Source organism: Rhizobium sp. CIAT894 (genome assembly GCF_000172795.2).
Lineage (GTDB): Bacteria > Pseudomonadota > Alphaproteobacteria > Rhizobiales > Rhizobiaceae > Rhizobium.
The window spans coordinates 2,701,369-2,716,891 of record NZ_CP020947.1 but is presented as its reverse complement, the minus strand read 5'-3'; the positions used below and the strand labels follow the sequence as shown (position 1 = coordinate 2,716,891).

The 15,523-nt window shown below is 60.1% G+C and carries 19 protein-coding genes and 1 pseudogene; 7 read left to right on the top strand and 13 right to left on the bottom strand.

The window, feature by feature from the left end; genetic code table 11:
• Nucleotides 1-103: 103 nt before the first annotated feature.
• The 8 genes from RHEC894_RS13540 to RHEC894_RS13500 all read right to left on the bottom strand — a co-directional run bounded on the left by RHEC894_RS13540 (nucleotide 104) and on the right by RHEC894_RS13500 (nucleotide 9,130).
• On the bottom strand, nucleotides 104-745 hold the full coding sequence (locus tag RHEC894_RS13540) for a hypothetical protein (protein ID WP_085737645.1): 642 nt from the start codon (nucleotides 743-745) through the stop codon (nucleotides 104-106).
• 522 nt (nucleotides 746-1,267) lie between these two features.
• Nucleotides 1,268-1,606 carry a hypothetical protein gene (locus RHEC894_RS13530; RefSeq protein WP_010067743.1) on the bottom strand — a complete coding sequence of 113 codons (339 nt, stop codon included), beginning with the start codon at nucleotides 1,604-1,606 and terminating at the stop codon, nucleotides 1,268-1,270.
• Between the two features lie 7 nt (nucleotides 1,607-1,613).
• A complete protein-coding gene (locus tag RHEC894_RS13525) occupies nucleotides 1,614-2,174 on the bottom strand; it encodes a hypothetical protein (protein ID WP_010067744.1) in 561 nt (186 codons plus the stop codon).
• Between the two features lie 3 nt (nucleotides 2,175-2,177).
• Nucleotides 2,178-4,535: a SpoIIE family protein phosphatase gene (locus RHEC894_RS13520; protein ID WP_085737644.1), complete on the bottom strand. Its 2,358-nt coding sequence runs from the start codon at nucleotides 4,533-4,535 to the stop codon at nucleotides 2,178-2,180.
• On the bottom strand, nucleotides 4,535-5,707 hold the full coding sequence (locus tag RHEC894_RS13515) for a class I SAM-dependent methyltransferase (protein WP_085737643.1): 1,173 nt from the start codon (nucleotides 5,705-5,707) through the stop codon (nucleotides 4,535-4,537). Before RHEC894_RS13515 ends, RHEC894_RS13520 begins: the two co-directional genes overlap by 1 nt.
• Entirely contained in the window at nucleotides 5,704-6,183 is a 480-nt protein-coding gene (locus RHEC894_RS13510; RefSeq protein WP_085737642.1) for a hypothetical protein, read from the bottom strand. Before RHEC894_RS13510 ends, RHEC894_RS13515 begins: the two co-directional genes overlap by 4 nt.
• Before the next feature lie 79 nt (nucleotides 6,184-6,262).
• Complete coding sequence (locus RHEC894_RS13505; RefSeq protein WP_085737641.1) at nucleotides 6,263-7,915, bottom strand: EAL domain-containing protein; 1,653 nt, start codon at nucleotides 7,913-7,915, stop codon at nucleotides 6,263-6,265.
• Between the two features lie 213 nt (nucleotides 7,916-8,128).
• Nucleotides 8,129-9,130, bottom strand: coding sequence for a LacI family DNA-binding transcriptional regulator (locus RHEC894_RS13500; protein WP_085737640.1), 1,002 nt, complete (start codon nucleotides 9,128-9,130; stop codon nucleotides 8,129-8,131).
• A 230-nt stretch (nucleotides 9,131-9,360) separates the two neighbouring features.
• Here RHEC894_RS13500 and RHEC894_RS13495 point away from each other — a divergent pair, with 230 nt between their 5' ends.
• On the top strand, nucleotides 9,361-9,804 hold the full coding sequence (locus RHEC894_RS13495; protein ID WP_010065326.1) for an SRPBCC family protein: 444 nt from the start codon (nucleotides 9,361-9,363) through the stop codon (nucleotides 9,802-9,804).
• 150 nt (nucleotides 9,805-9,954) lie between these two features.
• Here RHEC894_RS13495 and RHEC894_RS33010 read toward each other — a convergent pair whose 3' ends face one another.
• A complete protein-coding gene (locus tag RHEC894_RS33010; protein ID WP_089152713.1) occupies nucleotides 9,955-10,128 on the bottom strand; it encodes a hypothetical protein in 174 nt (57 codons plus the stop codon).
• A 123-nt stretch (nucleotides 10,129-10,251) separates the two neighbouring features.
• On the opposite strand from RHEC894_RS33010, the gene RHEC894_RS13490 reads away from it, so the two are divergent.
• Both RHEC894_RS13490 and RHEC894_RS13485 read left to right on the top strand, forming a co-directional pair.
• The gene (locus RHEC894_RS13490) at nucleotides 10,252-10,452 is read left to right on the top strand and encodes a hypothetical protein (RefSeq protein WP_085737639.1); all 201 of its coding nucleotides are present in this window, start codon (nucleotides 10,252-10,254) and stop codon (nucleotides 10,450-10,452) included.
• A 1-nt stretch (nucleotide 10,453) separates the two neighbouring features.
• The gene (locus RHEC894_RS13485) at nucleotides 10,454-10,663 is read left to right on the top strand and encodes a hypothetical protein (protein WP_085737638.1); all 210 of its coding nucleotides are present in this window, start codon (nucleotides 10,454-10,456) and stop codon (nucleotides 10,661-10,663) included.
• Nucleotides 10,664-10,735: 72 nt separating this feature from the next.
• On the opposite strand, the gene RHEC894_RS13480 is transcribed toward RHEC894_RS13485, so the two are convergent.
• A complete protein-coding gene (locus RHEC894_RS13480) occupies nucleotides 10,736-11,626 on the bottom strand; it encodes an SDR family oxidoreductase (protein ID WP_085737637.1) in 891 nt (296 codons plus the stop codon).
• 91 nt (nucleotides 11,627-11,717) lie between these two features.
• Here RHEC894_RS13480 and RHEC894_RS13475 point away from each other — a divergent pair, with 91 nt between their 5' ends.
• Entirely contained in the window at nucleotides 11,718-12,542 is an 825-nt protein-coding gene (locus RHEC894_RS13475) for a helix-turn-helix transcriptional regulator (protein WP_085737636.1), read from the top strand.
• A 64-nt stretch (nucleotides 12,543-12,606) separates the two neighbouring features.
• On the opposite strand, the gene RHEC894_RS33390 is transcribed toward RHEC894_RS13475, so the two are convergent.
• On the bottom strand, nucleotides 12,607-12,858 hold the full coding sequence (locus RHEC894_RS33390) for a hypothetical protein (protein WP_010065490.1): 252 nt from the start codon (nucleotides 12,856-12,858) through the stop codon (nucleotides 12,607-12,609).
• Here RHEC894_RS33390 and RHEC894_RS13470 point away from each other — a divergent pair.
• Entirely contained in the window at nucleotides 12,857-13,174 is a 318-nt protein-coding gene (locus tag RHEC894_RS13470) for a hypothetical protein (RefSeq protein ID WP_010065491.1), read from the top strand. The genes RHEC894_RS33390 and RHEC894_RS13470 overlap by 2 nt on opposite strands.
• A 48-nt stretch (nucleotides 13,175-13,222) precedes the next feature.
• On the opposite strand, the gene RHEC894_RS33000 is transcribed toward RHEC894_RS13470, so the two are convergent.
• Nucleotides 13,223-13,375: a hypothetical protein gene (locus RHEC894_RS33000; RefSeq protein ID WP_164517688.1), complete on the bottom strand. Its 153-nt coding sequence runs from the start codon at nucleotides 13,373-13,375 to the stop codon at nucleotides 13,223-13,225.
• 26 nt (nucleotides 13,376-13,401) lie between these two features.
• Between RHEC894_RS33000 and RHEC894_RS33385 the strand changes: the two are divergent.
• Nucleotides 13,402-13,596: pseudogene (locus tag RHEC894_RS33385) on the top strand (hypothetical protein); the annotation flags it as partial.
• Nucleotides 13,597-13,770: 174 nt separating this feature from the next.
• Here the strand turns inward: RHEC894_RS33385 and ftsZ are convergent.
• Complete coding sequence (gene ftsZ / locus RHEC894_RS13460) at nucleotides 13,771-14,793, bottom strand: cell division protein FtsZ (RefSeq protein ID WP_085737635.1); 1,023 nt, start codon at nucleotides 14,791-14,793, stop codon at nucleotides 13,771-13,773.
• Nucleotides 14,794-15,025: 232 nt separating this feature from the next.
• Here ftsZ and RHEC894_RS13455 point away from each other — a divergent pair, with 232 nt between their 5' ends.
• Nucleotides 15,026-15,442: a hypothetical protein gene (locus RHEC894_RS13455; RefSeq protein WP_085737634.1), complete on the top strand. Its 417-nt coding sequence runs from the start codon at nucleotides 15,026-15,028 to the stop codon at nucleotides 15,440-15,442.
• Nucleotides 15,443-15,523: the final 81 nt, after the last annotated feature.

Sequence of the window (15,523 nt, the reverse complement as noted above, 5' to 3'; positions counted from 1 at the left end):
AAAAGAGCACTTCCGCCACTCTAACAAAGACGGAAATGCTCTCTTAATTTAGTGCGGAGCGGATACCACTGGGCGCTTCGCACCGCCTGCACCTCACTCGCGGCTATTCGTCTGACGTTTGCCGGGGGACGTTTTCCAGCGAGGTGCGGATTTGATCAATCTTTCCATTCGCGTCGCCAACTCCAAGGATGGTCTTGGCTTCGTCCAGAACAGCCGGGCTGACCTGACCGGTTTTCGTTGCGGAAGCCAATGCCTCCTCCAGTGCCGCGTCCCCCAACAGAGGATCATCGGCGGCAGGCTCGGTTCCATTGTCGAGTTCGTACTGGGCATAGGCCATGGCATAGGCCGAGATGGCGGTCACGCGTGGATCCGACGTATGCATCAACGCCCTGTAATTCCGCTTCAGAGAGTTCAGGCCGGCCATCTGCGCCGAGAGGTTCTTCTCTTTTGTGGCGGTTTTTGTGCCGTCATCCCTGGCAGACTTGGACTTGCCGCCTGCCTCGGTGGATTTGCCTTTCACGCCTGAGGATTTGCCGTGGGTTGAACCGCTGCCCTGGTTGCTGCTGCCGTGGTTACCGCTGTCGTGACCGCTGTTTCCATTGCCGCCGCCGTTGCCGCCGCCATTTCCACCACCGTTACCACCGTCCTTCGCCAGTGCTGACATGTCGAAGCCTGCAATGGTTGCCGGGCTTGCTGCAAGGGCCAGCGACAGCGCGGCCAAGGACGCCAAGGTTACTATTCGCATCATCTTCCTCCGGGTCGGATCATCAAGCGCGATGTGGGTGCATCGCGTGTGGAGATGTCGGAGGTTAGACCTTGTTTGCGTCTTCCACATCGGCCCGAGGTCCGATGTCGGTCGGACTATGGTCCTAAACAACTTGAAATACTTAACAAATCCACATGCCATCCGGGCGGCGGCGAGGCGATATCGCTTACGTCTCCCTTATGACGAGCATAGGAATGAGGGTGGAGAAGGTGCCGTGTGGCACCCCCCTCTGCCCTGCCGGGCATCTCCCCCACAAGGGTGGAGATCGGCTGGGGGGTGGACCATCGCTCCCTCTCTGACGACATCGACAATCACTTTTTTGGTTGTTTGGGGAAGCCATCGCGCCCAGCCGATCTCCCTCCTTGTGGGGGAGATGCCCGGCAGGGCAGAGGGGGGTGCCCCACACGGCGGTCCGAACCGGACAGCGATGGCCTTGAGCCGAGCATCCCCACGGCGCCCACCGGCGTCGCGGGGCCAACCCATCACCTGCCTTGCTCCCACTCACGCCAAACGCAAATCGAGAAGCGGGTGCAGCTTCTTGAGGTTCGGCAGCGACTTGGCTTGCCAGGGATATTGATTGGTGCCTTTGACGACAAGCAGAAGGTCGCCCATCTTTCTGGCTTCGATCGTCAACTTGGCGAGCAGATTGATGCCCGAGGAATTGAGGAACTCGAGGCCGGTGAGATTGAATATCACCTGTTTGTGCCCCTCATGAAGCAGGGCTGTTATCAATGAATAAATGGGTGCATAGGCGTCCGGTCCGGCCAGCCGGAAGACGCCGTCGAAATACACTTCGTTTTGTTCCGCCCATACGCGGAAATTTTCGTCGCTGATTTCCATTCTTCGCTCACGGATTGGAGGAGGGCGGCATCGCCACGGCTGCAGTCGTCGTCAGTATGACAGGCTGGTCATCACTCCCTTCGAATGCCCAGGCCATTTTCGCGTCGTAGTCGCTGAGAAGCGTGAGCAATCCCAAGCCCGAACCGCTTGCCGGCGATATCGCGTTGGTTTCGATTTGCTCAAGAAGAAGTTCGCCGGGGTCCCTCGATTGAAAGCGATGCAGCAATTGCTGAAAGCGAGAGGATGTCACGCCATCGATGGTGTTTTTCACCCTAATCATAAAGCTTTCCTGGAAAATGCTGGCTTCAATGAGGATCTCGCCAGGCTGTCGAAACTTCACGGCGTTTTCGATCAGCTCGTTGCTGAGGTATCCGATGTCATGATGCGCCTGCACGTAGTCTTTCTTCGAACGCGAATACTGCAGCGCCATGACCTGCGCTATAAAGTCAGCCGTCATTCCCGAGTGCTTCCATCCCAGTTGAAGCGGGCCGTCCGTCAAGGTCAGGCGCGTGCCGGAATCCAGGCTTATGTCGGTCAGAGATTCAATGCCGTAGACCGTTGGGGTCATGTCTCACCTATGCCGTACTGCCAGAAGCGTAATGTCGTCGTAGATTTTCTGCGATCCGATAAAGAGCATGAGTGTCGCGACAATTTCGGAAACGACTTTCTCAGCGCTCAGATCCTTCAAGCGAACGGCTTCACGGCACAGCCGTTCCATGCCGAACAGCTCTCCGGCGTCGTTTTCGGCTTCCGTGACGCCATCCGTATGCAGAAGTATGAGGTCCCCTTTTTCGAATGCGATCTTGCGGGTTTTGATGAAGGCTGAGATATCGGCTTCCAGCCCGATCGGAATGCCCAGATCCATGGTGTTGATGCGCTCGACCTTGCCGTTTGCCCGCACGATGACAACTTCCTCGTGTTGTCCCGACAGGATCATCTCTTTTCCGTCGTAGTCAAGAAATGCCAGAGTGAGGTGTTTGTCGATTTTCGTCCTGACGATATTTTTAAACAGGGCGCTGTTCAGATCTGTGAGAAATTTCACCGCATCGGTATTTCCGGCTTCCTGCAGGGCGCGGGCGACGGACTGAACCATCAACATCAACACGCCGCTTTCGAGCCCGTGCCCGGTGACGTCGCCGATGCCGATCTTCAGCCGGCTACCGTTCTTCAAGACGTCGTAATAATCGCCGCCGACCTCTTCGGCGGGTCTCATATAGGCGGCTATCTCGAGTGCCTGGAACGCCTCGAGCTCCTGATCCAGCGGCAGCACCATCAGCTGGATTCTCTCGGCGACGGCGAGCTCCGTTCCAAGACGCCGGTTTTCCCGCTGGAGCTGGGCGTTCAGCGTCGAAATCTCTTCCTTGGCATCCTCGATTTGCGCGGTTCGCTCCTCGACGAGCTGCTCGAGATTTTCCGTGTGATAGCTGATCTCTTCGGCCATCCGGTTGAAGGCTTCGCCAGCCTCGCCGACCTCATCCTTGCTTGTTATGGCCACCCTGACCGAATAATCCTTCGCCTGAATGCGTTTGGCTGCACCCGCCAATGCGCTGATTCCGCTGGTTATTCGTTTCGAGGCGGCAAATACCGCGATTGTTACGATCAGCAATGACATCAGGATCGCCAGAATCTGGTAGAGCACGATCCTGTTCGTCGCCTCGGAAATCTTGGCCTGGGCCGCATAGAGCGAGGCTTCGATCTCCCGTTCAGGCACGACCACGCCAAGCGACATCGCTTCCTGGCGGACCGGGCCGCTGGACCAGAGATTGGTCGCAGGCAGTTTCTTCACGATCGCGATATAGGGGACCTCGCTGCCGTCCTGCTGCAGCAGCAAATGTTGAATACCCTGTTCGCGGTCGAGGGCCAGCTTGGCGATCGCCGGCTGAGAGCTTCCCTTGAGGGAACGCTCCAGGCCGGTCACTCCGGTTCCGCTCGCATCGCTTGCAGAGCGCAGACCGAGGGTTTTTTCGCCCGTGCTGTTGATCGCGACGACGTTGCCGTCGGACATCACCAGAAATCCGAAACCGGACTGGGCCACTTTGACATTTTCAACCGTCTGCGCGAGCTGGTCGAGCGTAATGTCGGCGCCGGCCGTCCCGGCGACATCCTTCCTGTCGGCGGTCCACAATGGATGAAAGAAACTGACGATCAGCTTGCCGGTAATGGCATCGGTATAGGGAGCGGTCTGGGTGATATCGTCGGCGACCGGTCGCGTTTTCATGTCTTTGGCCCAGCCCTGCCAGGACTCATAAAGGCCGGGAAAGAAGAAGTCCCAGAAATTGGCGTCGTTGTGACCGGGATAAAGCCGGTCGAAGGTCTGGGCCTGGTCGGTGTAGGGTGCTGTCCTGAAGATCGGTCGTTCTTTCGAGCCGATATAATACATCTGCAGCTTTGAAGCACCGTGCTGCATCAGGCTCGGCGCAACGAGATCCAGAACCGCGCTCGTCCGGATATCGCTCTCGACGTCGGCTGTCGGCTTGTGGTCCGGTCCGAGCAGATACCCCCAGACGCTGACGACCGAGGCGGAGCCCTGAGCATTCTGAGCCCATCTCCCATTCTGATCGTAGGAAAGGCTGACGCTGCCGGGAGATGTGCGGGCGATTGCGGCCCCGACGTCGGCGTTGCGTTCGGGATCGTCGATCTGCGCCTGCAGCACACCGGCCAGCGTGTCGACGTCGTTATGAACCTGCCGCAGGAGCAAACCCACCTGAGCTGCGGTCGAATCTGCATAGGTGCGGATATATTCCTGGCTTGCCGCTTCAAGACCCTGGCCGACCTCGAGCGTTGCGTCGCGCGATAGCCTCTGAACGTTCCAAAGCGCCAGTCCGCCGCTGACCAGCAAGTCGAAGAGGACGGCCCCACCGACGACCAGGATGAACTTTGCCCGAAACGAGCCCAGTCTAGCTGGTCTTTTCGATGATCGTGCATCCATTACAGCGGCTTTCGTCCGGACGCGGCCCAGATCGGCCAGCCCGCATAACCCTTGGGGTGAAGAGCGGCAAAGATGTGATCCCTGAAGCCCTGCCGGAACCTGCGAATGAATTCCACGGAGTCGCCCCGCCGGACGGCCATCTCACCGGCGTAGACATTTTCCCAGGCTTCGATGATGTCTGCGAAGTCCTGCGGATCCCCGTCCAGGTTGGTCACCATGAAGCAGTCGACCTTGATGGCGTCGAAGCCGGCATCGGCGAGCAGATGCCGGCTTTTCGGCCCCATCTCGACATCCATGTGGAAGTGGCTGAACAGTTTTGCGACCTCCTCGTAAGTCCATTTTATCGTTTCGGCGTGCGGCTCGCCCAGGCAATGCGAATTTTTCTCGTTGGTGATGTAGACACGGCCGCCTGGTTTGCAGATGCGGTAAAGCTCCCGGAGCAGCATCTCAGGACGGTCGAAAATCTGCAGCGAATGCCGGCAGGTGACAAAGTCGAACTGGTTGTCTCGAAGCAGCATTTGCGAGGCGTCGCCATAGGTGTATTCGATCCCCTGCAGATCGAAATCGGCAGCGACCTTGCGCGCATAGTCGAGGCTGCGCACGGAATGATCCAGCGCGACAAGCCGCGACGGTTTGAATTCCCGCTGGACGAGGGCGGCGAAGTCGCCAATTCCGCAGCAGATGTCGGCAATGGCAAGGCCGTTGCGCAGGCCGTGGAGAGGCAGCAGTTCGCGTTCGTGCCGCCATGTCATTTTCGTCTGGGTGCGCAGGATGGGAATGAAACTCTCATCCTCGACGAAGCTCTGGCCCGGATAAAATGCCGAATCGTAGACTTCGACCGACAGGTTTGGCTGTGCGGCGACCAGGGTCTCGAACAGCGAGGTCGACCATGCCACCACGCTCGAGGTGATGATGACGATCCTGCGATCCGGCCTGGCCCGGCAGCTTGCCGCCAGGACATCGGACAAGGCGGCGAAGGCGGTCATGTTGATGTGCGTCAGGCGTTTGACATTGAGATAAACGACGCCGCTGTATTTTTCCAAACTTTGCCGCACCAGCTTCAATACATCGGCAATCTCGCCGGCGCTCTCGGGCCGCATCTTGCCCGATAGCAAGAGTTCCTGATTGGTCGGATCGAAATGCACGGAAAAGGGCAGGGAAAGCATGTTCATTGGAAATCCTCCCTGGCGGGGAAATCCGCGATGATTTGCATTCCGTGCGTCTCGTCCTCTTCAATTCGGATCGCGGCGCGGAATATGGTCGCCAAATCTCGGAGCAGGACTGTTTCTTCGGGCTTCATGACCGGGTCTCCAGACCGGGCGACGGCCACCGGCCGGCGGTCGAATGTGTCCTCGCACGGGAAGGCAATTCTCAGCCGATTGACTGTTTCGCTCCGATAGAGGCCGAAATGTATCCTTCCGGGCGCTCTGGTCGAACGGAATGCGAGTTCGACGAGCTCGTTTGCCGCGACGGAAAGAAAATTGGTGTATCGAGCGGGATCGCTGTGGCTTTGGCCCAGGATTTCGGAGAGATATTCCGTAATCCCGTCGCAAAGCTGCCACCGGGATTTGAACATCGCAAGGTTCATTTCGAGCGAGACCATCGGCACGAATGCATGGTCGTCGAAGCCAGAAGCCTTCTCTTCCAATCCACCCTCCATCAGTTGCCCCCGGGCCTCAGGCTGATGCTTGCGATAGCCAAAGGCACGGCGAAAAATCGGTTGTTCGCTATGACAGAGCGTGCCGCACAGATGTTTCCGCCCGGGAGATGAACTCGCCGATTGCCTCGACCGGAAGCGGCCTGCTCACCAGATAACCTTGAAGCCTGTCGCAGCCCACATTGCGCAGCCATTCCGCTTGAGCCGGCGTTTCAACACCTTCGGCCGTCACCTGCATGTCGAGACCATGTGCGAGGTTGACGATGCAGCGGACGATCGTCTGACTTTTCGGATCGCTTTCGAGATCGGTGATGAAGTATTTGTCGATTTTGATCGTGTCGAAAGGGAATGTCTTCAGATAGCTCAGGGAAGAATATTCGGTCCCGAAATCATCGAGCGAGATGCGTATCCCCAGCACGTTGAGCGTATTCAGCGTATCGATGTTATTGACGGTCCGCTCCAGCAGCACGCTTTCGGTGATCTCCAGTTCCAGACGATCGGGCGGCAAGCCGACCAGGTCCAGGGTCTGGGATATCCGATCCGTGAGGCCGCTCGTCAGGAATTCGGCCGCCGACACATTGACCGCAACGATGTAATTCTCAGGCCACTTCATTGCCTCGCGGCATGCCTGCTCCAGAACCCACGCACCTATATCGGGCATCATTCCATCGGCCTCGGCCATCGGAATGAATGTCACGGGAGGGATATTTCCCAGCAGAGGGTGGTGCCACCTCAGCAATGCCTCGAAGCCGACGATGCAGCCGCCCTCGGCGATGGGCTGGTACTCGACGAAGAATTCCTGCTGGACCAGGGCCATGCGAAGGCTGCGGCGCAGCAGTTCACGCTGCTCCAGCAATTCAAGCATGGAGGCATCAAACGCGCTTGCCCGGCCGCGCCCCTCTTTCTTCGCGGCGTAGAGCGCGAGGTCGGAGGCTTTCATGAGCTGCTCCGGGCTTGTCCCGTCCGGGGGAGCGGTCGATATGCCAATGCTGGTGCCGACAAAGACCGTGATGCCATCGATCGTGAAGGGCTTTTTGAACGCGGCAACCAAAGCTTCCGCCAAACGGTGGGCCTTGGCCGGATGCCCCGAACCCATGGAAATGACGGTGAATTCATCACCCGCCAGTCGGTAGGCTCTGTCGTCAGCGGCAAGGCAGCCCTGAATACGCCTTGCCGCGAATTGAAGAAGCTTGTCTCCAGCCGCATGCCCGAGCGTGTCGTTCACCGGTTTGAAATCGTCAAGATCGAGCTGCATCAGAGACAGGGTCTCGTTGGTGCCTGCGGTCTCCCGCAAAAGGTCGGTGAGGTCGTCGCTGAACTGGCGTCGGTTCGGCAGTCCGGTCAGCGGATCGTGGGTGGCGAGATGCAAAAGGGTTGCCCGCTCATCGTCGATGGGTTCCTCGGAGCGAACCACCGCATAGAGATCTCCGATCCGATAAATCGTCAGTCCGCGCGACCCGGGCCTGCCGGGATCGGCAAATATCCGCAAAGGCTGGGCACTCTCGCCCATGGAAGAGAAAGCCAGCGTCAGCGCCGATTTGTCCAATCCTGCAAAATGCTCCCAAAACGACGCGGCTGGTTTGACGGATGCAGGCAGCTCATTGCCCAGCAAATTCTCGACGGGATTGAAATCGCGGTCGAAGAACAAAAGCCGGTCGATCGAGCTCAAAGCTTTTGCCTCCGTTTTTCCGAGGGCCGAGCGGGCCGCACGAATTTTCCGCATGTCCGAAGCTCTCCTGGTCGAATCCTAATCAGTTATTGTAGCAAATCAACTGCCTCACAACTTGTGCACGTCAAGATTTACATTAGGCATTTCTGATTAACAATCCCAAACCTCTGCCGAACGCGCTCACGCCCTGCGGACGCACCGCACCGATCCGACAGGTGGATTGCCGCCATCGGGAGCGACTGCCGGAATTCGGGGCGAGGGGGCGGGTCAAAGCCCTTCCTTGGTGATGGTAATGAAACGGATCGGTGCCTGGTCCGGTTTGATGTCGGTCAAGCCGATTCTGTTCAGAACGAGATCGAGCGCGCGGCGCGCCTGCGCCTCCGGCGCCTGGTCCAGCACCACATCCATGATGCCGTCCTGCAAAGCCGCGCGCGTATATTCGGTCAATTCGTGCCCGACGAAAAAGACATCACGGCCGCGCGGATGCCGGCGCAGCACCTCGATCAGGGCGGAGTTGGCGCCGCCGGCATTGTAGAGACCGGCAAGGTCGGGATACATCTCCAGCGCCGACCACAGGCGATCGGCGCTGGCGCGCTCCTCATCGCCGCCAAATCCCAGCCATTCGAAGCTGGAGGCGCCGGGATAGTCTTGAAAATAGGCTGAGAAGCCGCGGATCCGATCGCGATGCACCTGATAGATGGGGTGGCAGATGGCAATGACGGGCCCGGTCCGCGCAGCCATTCGGCTGATGTAGAGCGCGGCCGTTCGGCCGGCGGCATTGTTGTCGATGCCGATAAATTCGCCGACGCGCTCGGAGGCGCGGGTCACGACGTGCACGACCGGCAGACCTTGCGCATTTACCTTTTCCACCGCGGCGCTGATCACCGGGCTGCTCGGCACCGCAAGGATCAGGCCGGACCGTGAAAGATCGGTCGACAGGATGCGACGCGCAATCGCCTCCGGATTCAGTTCGTCGGTAAAGCTGCGGTGCACGACGACCAAAGGGTCGAGGGTGGCGGCAATTCTTTCGAAAGCATGCGAAAGGCGACGGTAGAAACTCGTTTCCGGACGAACCATCAGCACTTCTATCCTGAGGAGGCCGCGATGGGTCTCGGGAAGCTTGCGCGGGTAATCCAGGCGACGTGCCGCGGAGACGACTTTCTCGACCAGTTCGGGGCGAACACCCCCACGCCCGTTCAAGACCCGTTCGACCGTCGCAGTTCCCACACCGGCATGGCGGGCGATGTCCCGGTAATTCGGTTTGCTCACTTTCCAGGTCCCTCGAATGGGCTTACGCGACGTCGTCTCTTCATACACCTTAGCGTCAAATCTCACAGAGGCTAAAGCGCGCCCGACATCCGTTCCTGGTCAGGCTGCGCAGTCCAGCGACCGTGAGCCCAAGCGATTTTTCTTGAAGAAAAGTTCGATCCGGTGTCGGATCGGTCAAACCACGCCCGTCCTAGGTTCGTCCATTCCGTCCATTCAAAGGGATTACGACCATGCCGAACACTATACGCCTGCATCGTGTTTTCGCGACCAGCCCCGACAAGGTCTATCGCGCATTCATCGAGGCCGATGCGCTTGCCAAATGGCTTCCGCCGAACGGCTTCCTCTGCACCGTGCATCATCTGGAGCCGGCCGTCGGCGGCACCTTCAAAATGTCGTTCCGCAACTTCACGACAGGCAACAGCCATGCCTTCGGCGGCGAATTTCTCGAACTCGTCCCTGGTGAACGCGTTCGCTACACCGACAAGTTCGACGACCCCAACCTGCCGGGCGAAATGGAAGTCACCGTGACGCTGAAGAAGGTTTCGGTCGGCACCGAGGTGGATATCACTCAGGCTGGCGTGCCTGATGTCATCCCGCCCGAGGCTTGTTATCTCGGCTGGCAGGAATCGCTGAAAAACCTCGCCAGGGTGGTTGAGCCAGATATCCGGGAATAGGGCTGGCGCCGCCACCCAACAGAGCCTCACCCGAGGCCCCCCGCAAAAGGGGCCCCGAAGGGCGGGGCGGGTGCGCGGCCATCCAATGAAGGAGGGAGGTGGGGCCTCCAACAGGTCTATGGGGATGCCCCGACCATGATAATACGCCGCTTAATTGCTCCCGTCGTTGGGCCTGGCCTTGGCGCTGTCGTTGCTGCTGTCCGATGCGGTTTTGCCGTCGGGCTGCTGACCGAAATAGGTGCCGCCGAGGTGGCCGCCGGCGCTGGTATTTCTGACCTGCTGTTCGGCGCGTTTTTGAATTTCATGGACGTTGGTCTTGCTCATTTTCGGCTCCCTGTTTGAGGTTGGGCCTCGGAACAACCGATGGGGGACGATGCTGTTCCATATTTTTGCGGGAACACTTGCTGCCTTTTCCGGTTTTTCCAACTCAACCAAGGAGAAACGACGATGGGCATGACGACCCCCAAGGATGGCCCCCCCGGCACCACCGACCAATCTCCCCGCTGGGAAGGGCCGAAAGGAAATACACCGCGCGGTTACCTGAAAGCCAAGGACGATCCGGACAAGAACCGCGACGCGCACGGCGAAAACAACCGCAATCCCGAAACGAAGAATATCAGTGACGCAATGAAGCAGAAGGGCGAATGAGATGGCCAACCCGGAAAAAGACGCCGCCGGCCAGTTCGCCAAATCCCGGGCCGACAGGAAAAGTACCGGCGTTGCCAGTGCAAAACCGACCGTCATCACCGGCTCGGAGGATACAACGGTGAACAAAGGCCTGCCCGGCAAGAAGAAGCTGGAGAAGGATTGGGACGTCAACTACGATCCCGCCGATATGAATGAAGGCCGAATGCGGTAGATCGAAGTCGCCAGAGGCGTTCTCCAGTCCTGCTCCTTGCATTAGTCAACCACGGGCGCCGGCCTTGGAGTCTTATCCGCCGAAATAGGCCGGATGGTCGATATCGGCGAGGAGGTCGGGCTGAACTGGCTGCCAGCCGAGCAGTGCGCGGGTGCGCTCGCTTGACGTTGGCACGTCGAAGCTCGCGAACATGGCGAACCAGCCGAAATGCTCTGCCGCCTCTTCGCGCGACTTCGAGACCACCGGAACATCGAGCCGCCGCCCGATCACCTCGGCGATCTCCCGGAACGGTACGCCCTCTTCGGCGACCGCCAGGAAAGGGCCGCCCACGGCGCCGCGTTCCAGCGCCAGGCGGTAGAGGCGGGCAGCATCGAGCCGATGTACGGCCGGCCAGCGGTTCTGCCCTTCGCCGATATAGGCCGACACACCCGTTCGTCGGGCGAAATCGATCAGGATCGGCACAAAGCCGTGATCGCCATGGCCATGCACCGACGGCGGGAGCCGGACGGTGGAGGCGCCCACGTCTCGCGCGACAAGCGATATCGCGGTGATTTCGGAAGCGCGGGGATAGGTCTCAGAGGTCGGCATGGGCGGGTCCTTCTCGGTGCCGATGCGGCCCGGGGCATGGCCGAGGCCTGACGTGACCAGCAGCGGACGGCTGGAACCCTGAAGGGCTTCGCCGAGCGCCTCGATGGCGCGCCGGTCGAGGGCGCAGTTCTTGACGAATTTCGAGAAGTCATGGTTGAAGCCGGTATGGATGACGCCATCGGCCTCGGCCGCGCCGCGCTTCAAGCTTTCCAGATCCTCGAGCGAACCGCGATGGACGACAGCGCCGGCGGCCGTCAGCTCTTCAGCGCCCTTGTCCGAGCGGGTGAGGCCGAGCACCTGATGGCCGGCGGCGATCAATTCGTTGACGACGGCCGAGCCGACCCAGCCGGTGGCTCCGGTGACGAATACGCGCATGTCGATATCTCCGTTTTAGTTGGAGACAGATATCGGGCAGGGCGTTATCATGGTAAAGTAGTGATCTTATCATGGTATAATGGCTAACAGGATGAGCGAATTCGTCACCTCCGAAAACCGGCTGGGCGCCTATCTCAAGGGCCGCCGCGCCAAGCTCGACCCGGCCGCCCTCGGCTTTGCCGGCGAACGCCGCCGCACCCCCGGGCTGCGCCGCGAGGAGGTGGCGGGCCGCGCCAATATCAGCCCGACCTGGTACACCTGGCTGGAGCAGGGGCGCGGCGGGGCGCCGTCATCAGATGTGCTCGACCGGATCGCGCGGGCGCTGATGCTGACCGATGTCGAGCGCGAGCATCTGTTCCTGATCGGCCTCGGCCGGCCGCCCGAGGTGCGCTACCGCAGGCAAGAGGGGGTGACGCCCAGGCTGCAGGGCGTGCTCGATGCGCTGGATCCGAGCCCGGCCCTGATCCGCAACGCCATCTGGGACGTGCTCGCCTGGAACCGGGCGGCGACAGTGCTGCTCACCGATTACAGCGCGCTGCCGCCGGAAGAGCGCAACGTGCTGCGCTTCATCTTCCTCGATCCGCGCGTGCGCGCCGCCCAATATGACTGGGAAAATGTCGCCCGCTTCGTTGTCGCCGCCTTCCGGGTGGATGCGGCTCGCGCGGGTGCCGCCGTCGAGGTCGAGCCCCTGGTCGACGAACTCTGCCGCAAAAGCCCCGAATTTCTGGCCATGTGGCGCGACAACGACGTGCGCACGCACGGCGAGGGCGCCAAACACATCAGGCACCCGGTGCTCGGGCTGCTCTCCTTCGAATATTCGGCATTTCAGGTGGATGGCCGGCCGGATCTCAGCATGGTGGTGTATAACCCGGCAACGGCGGAGGATGCGGAGAAGATCAGGCGGGTGTTGGGGTGAGAATCTATTCGGTTCTTTGTCTGCTTGCTTGAATCTGTTCATGGCTATCGCGGCCGGGAATTTTTCAGCTACTAGCTGTACCAAGCGATCCTATCGCCTCAATCCGGACAAATCTGCCGTCATGCTGTGGATCGACGCGCGCAAGGATTTGAGCCGCGCGGGTGAGGGATTGAATGAGGTCATATCGTGCCGCGGCCTTGGTCGCCGCTTCGGTTTTCATGGTGTTGTCGGCTTCGGCAGCATCTGCCTGCAGTTGCGGACGATCGTCTGCGAAGGAGAAGTTTGCGGAAGCGGATTTGATCGTGAAAGGCCGCATGAAGCTCGTGACCTTTGGCGTCGAGCTACCGGATTCTCCATCCGACCGCGAGCCGCTACGGGTGACGCGCGGCGACTTTGAGGTCGACAAGGTGGTGAAGGGGACCTTCAAGGGCAAAACTCTATCGGTCTATACCGGCGCCGGCATGGGGGACTGCGGACGGTTGAGCGAATTCCTGACGTCAGCGTTTTATTATCGTGACAAGAAATTCGGCGTGTTCGAATTCGGCTTGTCAAAGCACGAATTTGCCGGCCAGACATTCTATTCTACGTCGATCTGTGAATACGCGAAGGGTCCGAAGGACGGCCAAGAGTAGGCGCGCTGACCGAAATTGCCGTGCTCCACGCAGACCCGTAACCGGCAGTTATCTCAGCACCTTCACGCTCAGCACGCCTTCATCCGTCTTTCCTTCTTCATAGGGCGAGCGGATGACGAGCCGGTCGGTGCCGGTGTAGCCGGGATCGGATGTGTAGTAGCCAACGACGCCGTTGACCTTGAGCGTTTCGCATTTCGACACTTTTCGGTCGAGCTTGGGCCTTCGGCAGTGAGCATATCGGCACGGCATTCAATTTCGAAACCGGGGTCAAGACGGCAATCGATGTCAACATCGCCATATCGGGGGACGATTCCACCACCAACGTGGCCTATGACGCGGCGGCGGATTCGATCTACATCACCAACTCTCAGACCGACGAAACCTCCGTGGTGCACAACATCTCGGACATATTGTTCGTCTGACGGGCGTTAACCGCATGACGTCGCCCAGGGCGTCGCAGTACCGGGCGACGGCCAAAGCGCGTCGCATGTAACTTGATTCATGCGACGCGCTTCAGCTCTTTGTTTTTATGCATGTCGTTATCCGGGAACCGCTGCACACTTCCCGGCGACATGCATTAGTCATCAGCGGCGGCGTTACTGCAGCGTACGAGTTTGGATCTGCTCGGCGGGGGCGTGTGAAGCGGATGCGGGCAGGGAGCTGCCTTCCAGGCCGGTGGCCACGACGGAGACGCGGAACTTGCCGTCGAGGCTGCGGTCGAAGATGGCGCCGACGACGATATCGGCGTCATCCTGCACCTCGTCGCGAATGCGGCTTGCCGCTTCGTCCACTTCGAACAGCGTCATATCCGAGCCGCCTGAGATCGAGATCAGCACGCCTTTGGCGCCTCTCATCGAGATATCGTCGAGAAGCGGGTTGGCGATTGCCGCTTCCGCCGCCTTCATCGCGCGGCTCTCGCCGGAGGCTTCGCCAGTCCCCATCATGGCCCGGCCCATGCCCTGCATCACCGACTTCACGTCGGCAAAATCGAGGTTGATCAGGCCTTCCTTGACGATGAGGTCGGTAATGCAGCCGACGCCGGCATAGAGCACACGGTCGGCCGTCATGAACGCATCGGCGAAAGTCGTTTTCGCATCGGCGATGCGGAAGAGGTTCTGATTGGGAATGACGATGACGGTATCGGCCGCCTGGCGAAGCGCCTCGATGCCGACTTCCGCCGTCCGCATGCGGCGATTGCCCTCGAAGGTGAACGGCTTGGTGACGACGCCGACCGTCAGGATGCCGGCGGCACGCGCGGCGCGCGCGATGACAGGGGCAGCACCCGTGCCCGTCCCGCCGCCCATGCCGGCGGTGACGAAGCACATGTGCGATCCTGCCAGGTGATCCATGATCTCATCGATCGATTCCTCGGCAGCCGCATGGCCGATCTCAGGCAGCGAACCGGCGCCGAGACCCTCGGTCACATTCGCGCCAAGTTGAATGCGTCTGGTCGCCTTTGATGTGGCGAGAACCTGGGCGTCCGTGTTTGCGGCGATGAATTCAACGCCTGCCAGTTTTTCCGCGATCATATTGTTGATCGCATTGCCACCACCACCGCCGACGCCGATCACAGTAATATGCGGCCGCAGTCCCGAAATGCCGCTCTTGGCGTCCGTCATCGCGCTCTCCTTTGATGCTTCGTTCACGCCACGCCCTCGTCGTGGCCAGCGAATCGTCGCTTAGGATAGCCGCCCAACAAGGCAGAGGCGAGGCGAAAGAAATCCCGGCCGTGGCGAAGGCCTGCTGCCCAGCCAAATCGCGGATTTCGACAAAAGCCCCTCCGGCGCGTGAACCAAAGCCGCGCCGCGGTGTTTACAGACATACCACATCTCTCCGAAAGGAACGGTTCCCATGCAAAAACTTCTTCTATCGGGCCTTGCCCTTGCGGCGCTTGCCGGCAACGCCTTCGCCCAGCAGTCTCCGGCCCCGCCATCTGCCGGGACACCGCCCGTAGCCGCGGAGCCAAGTGCACCACCTCCGCCTGCACCCAGCGATGAGGGGGCGATGCGGGGCGGGCAGGACGCGCCGCCGAGAGAACGTCCCGATGACCGCTGGCATGGATCGAGAGGCGACATGGGTTTCCGTGACGATAGGGGCTATCGTGGTTTCCGAGGTCACCGACCGCCACCGCCGCTATCCAAGGCAGCCCATTTCCGAATCGAGGACGGCAACACCCGGATCGATCTGCAATGCGCCGAGGACGAGCCGATGAAGGCCTGCGCCGATCTGCTGCTGCAGGTGATGGACCGCTTGCAGGGCCAGGACTAACCTTGCCTATGCCAGGGTGAAGCGAGTGCCGGCGACGATGCAGTCACCGCGACCCGGGGTTCAGGCTTCGCACTTGCTTGT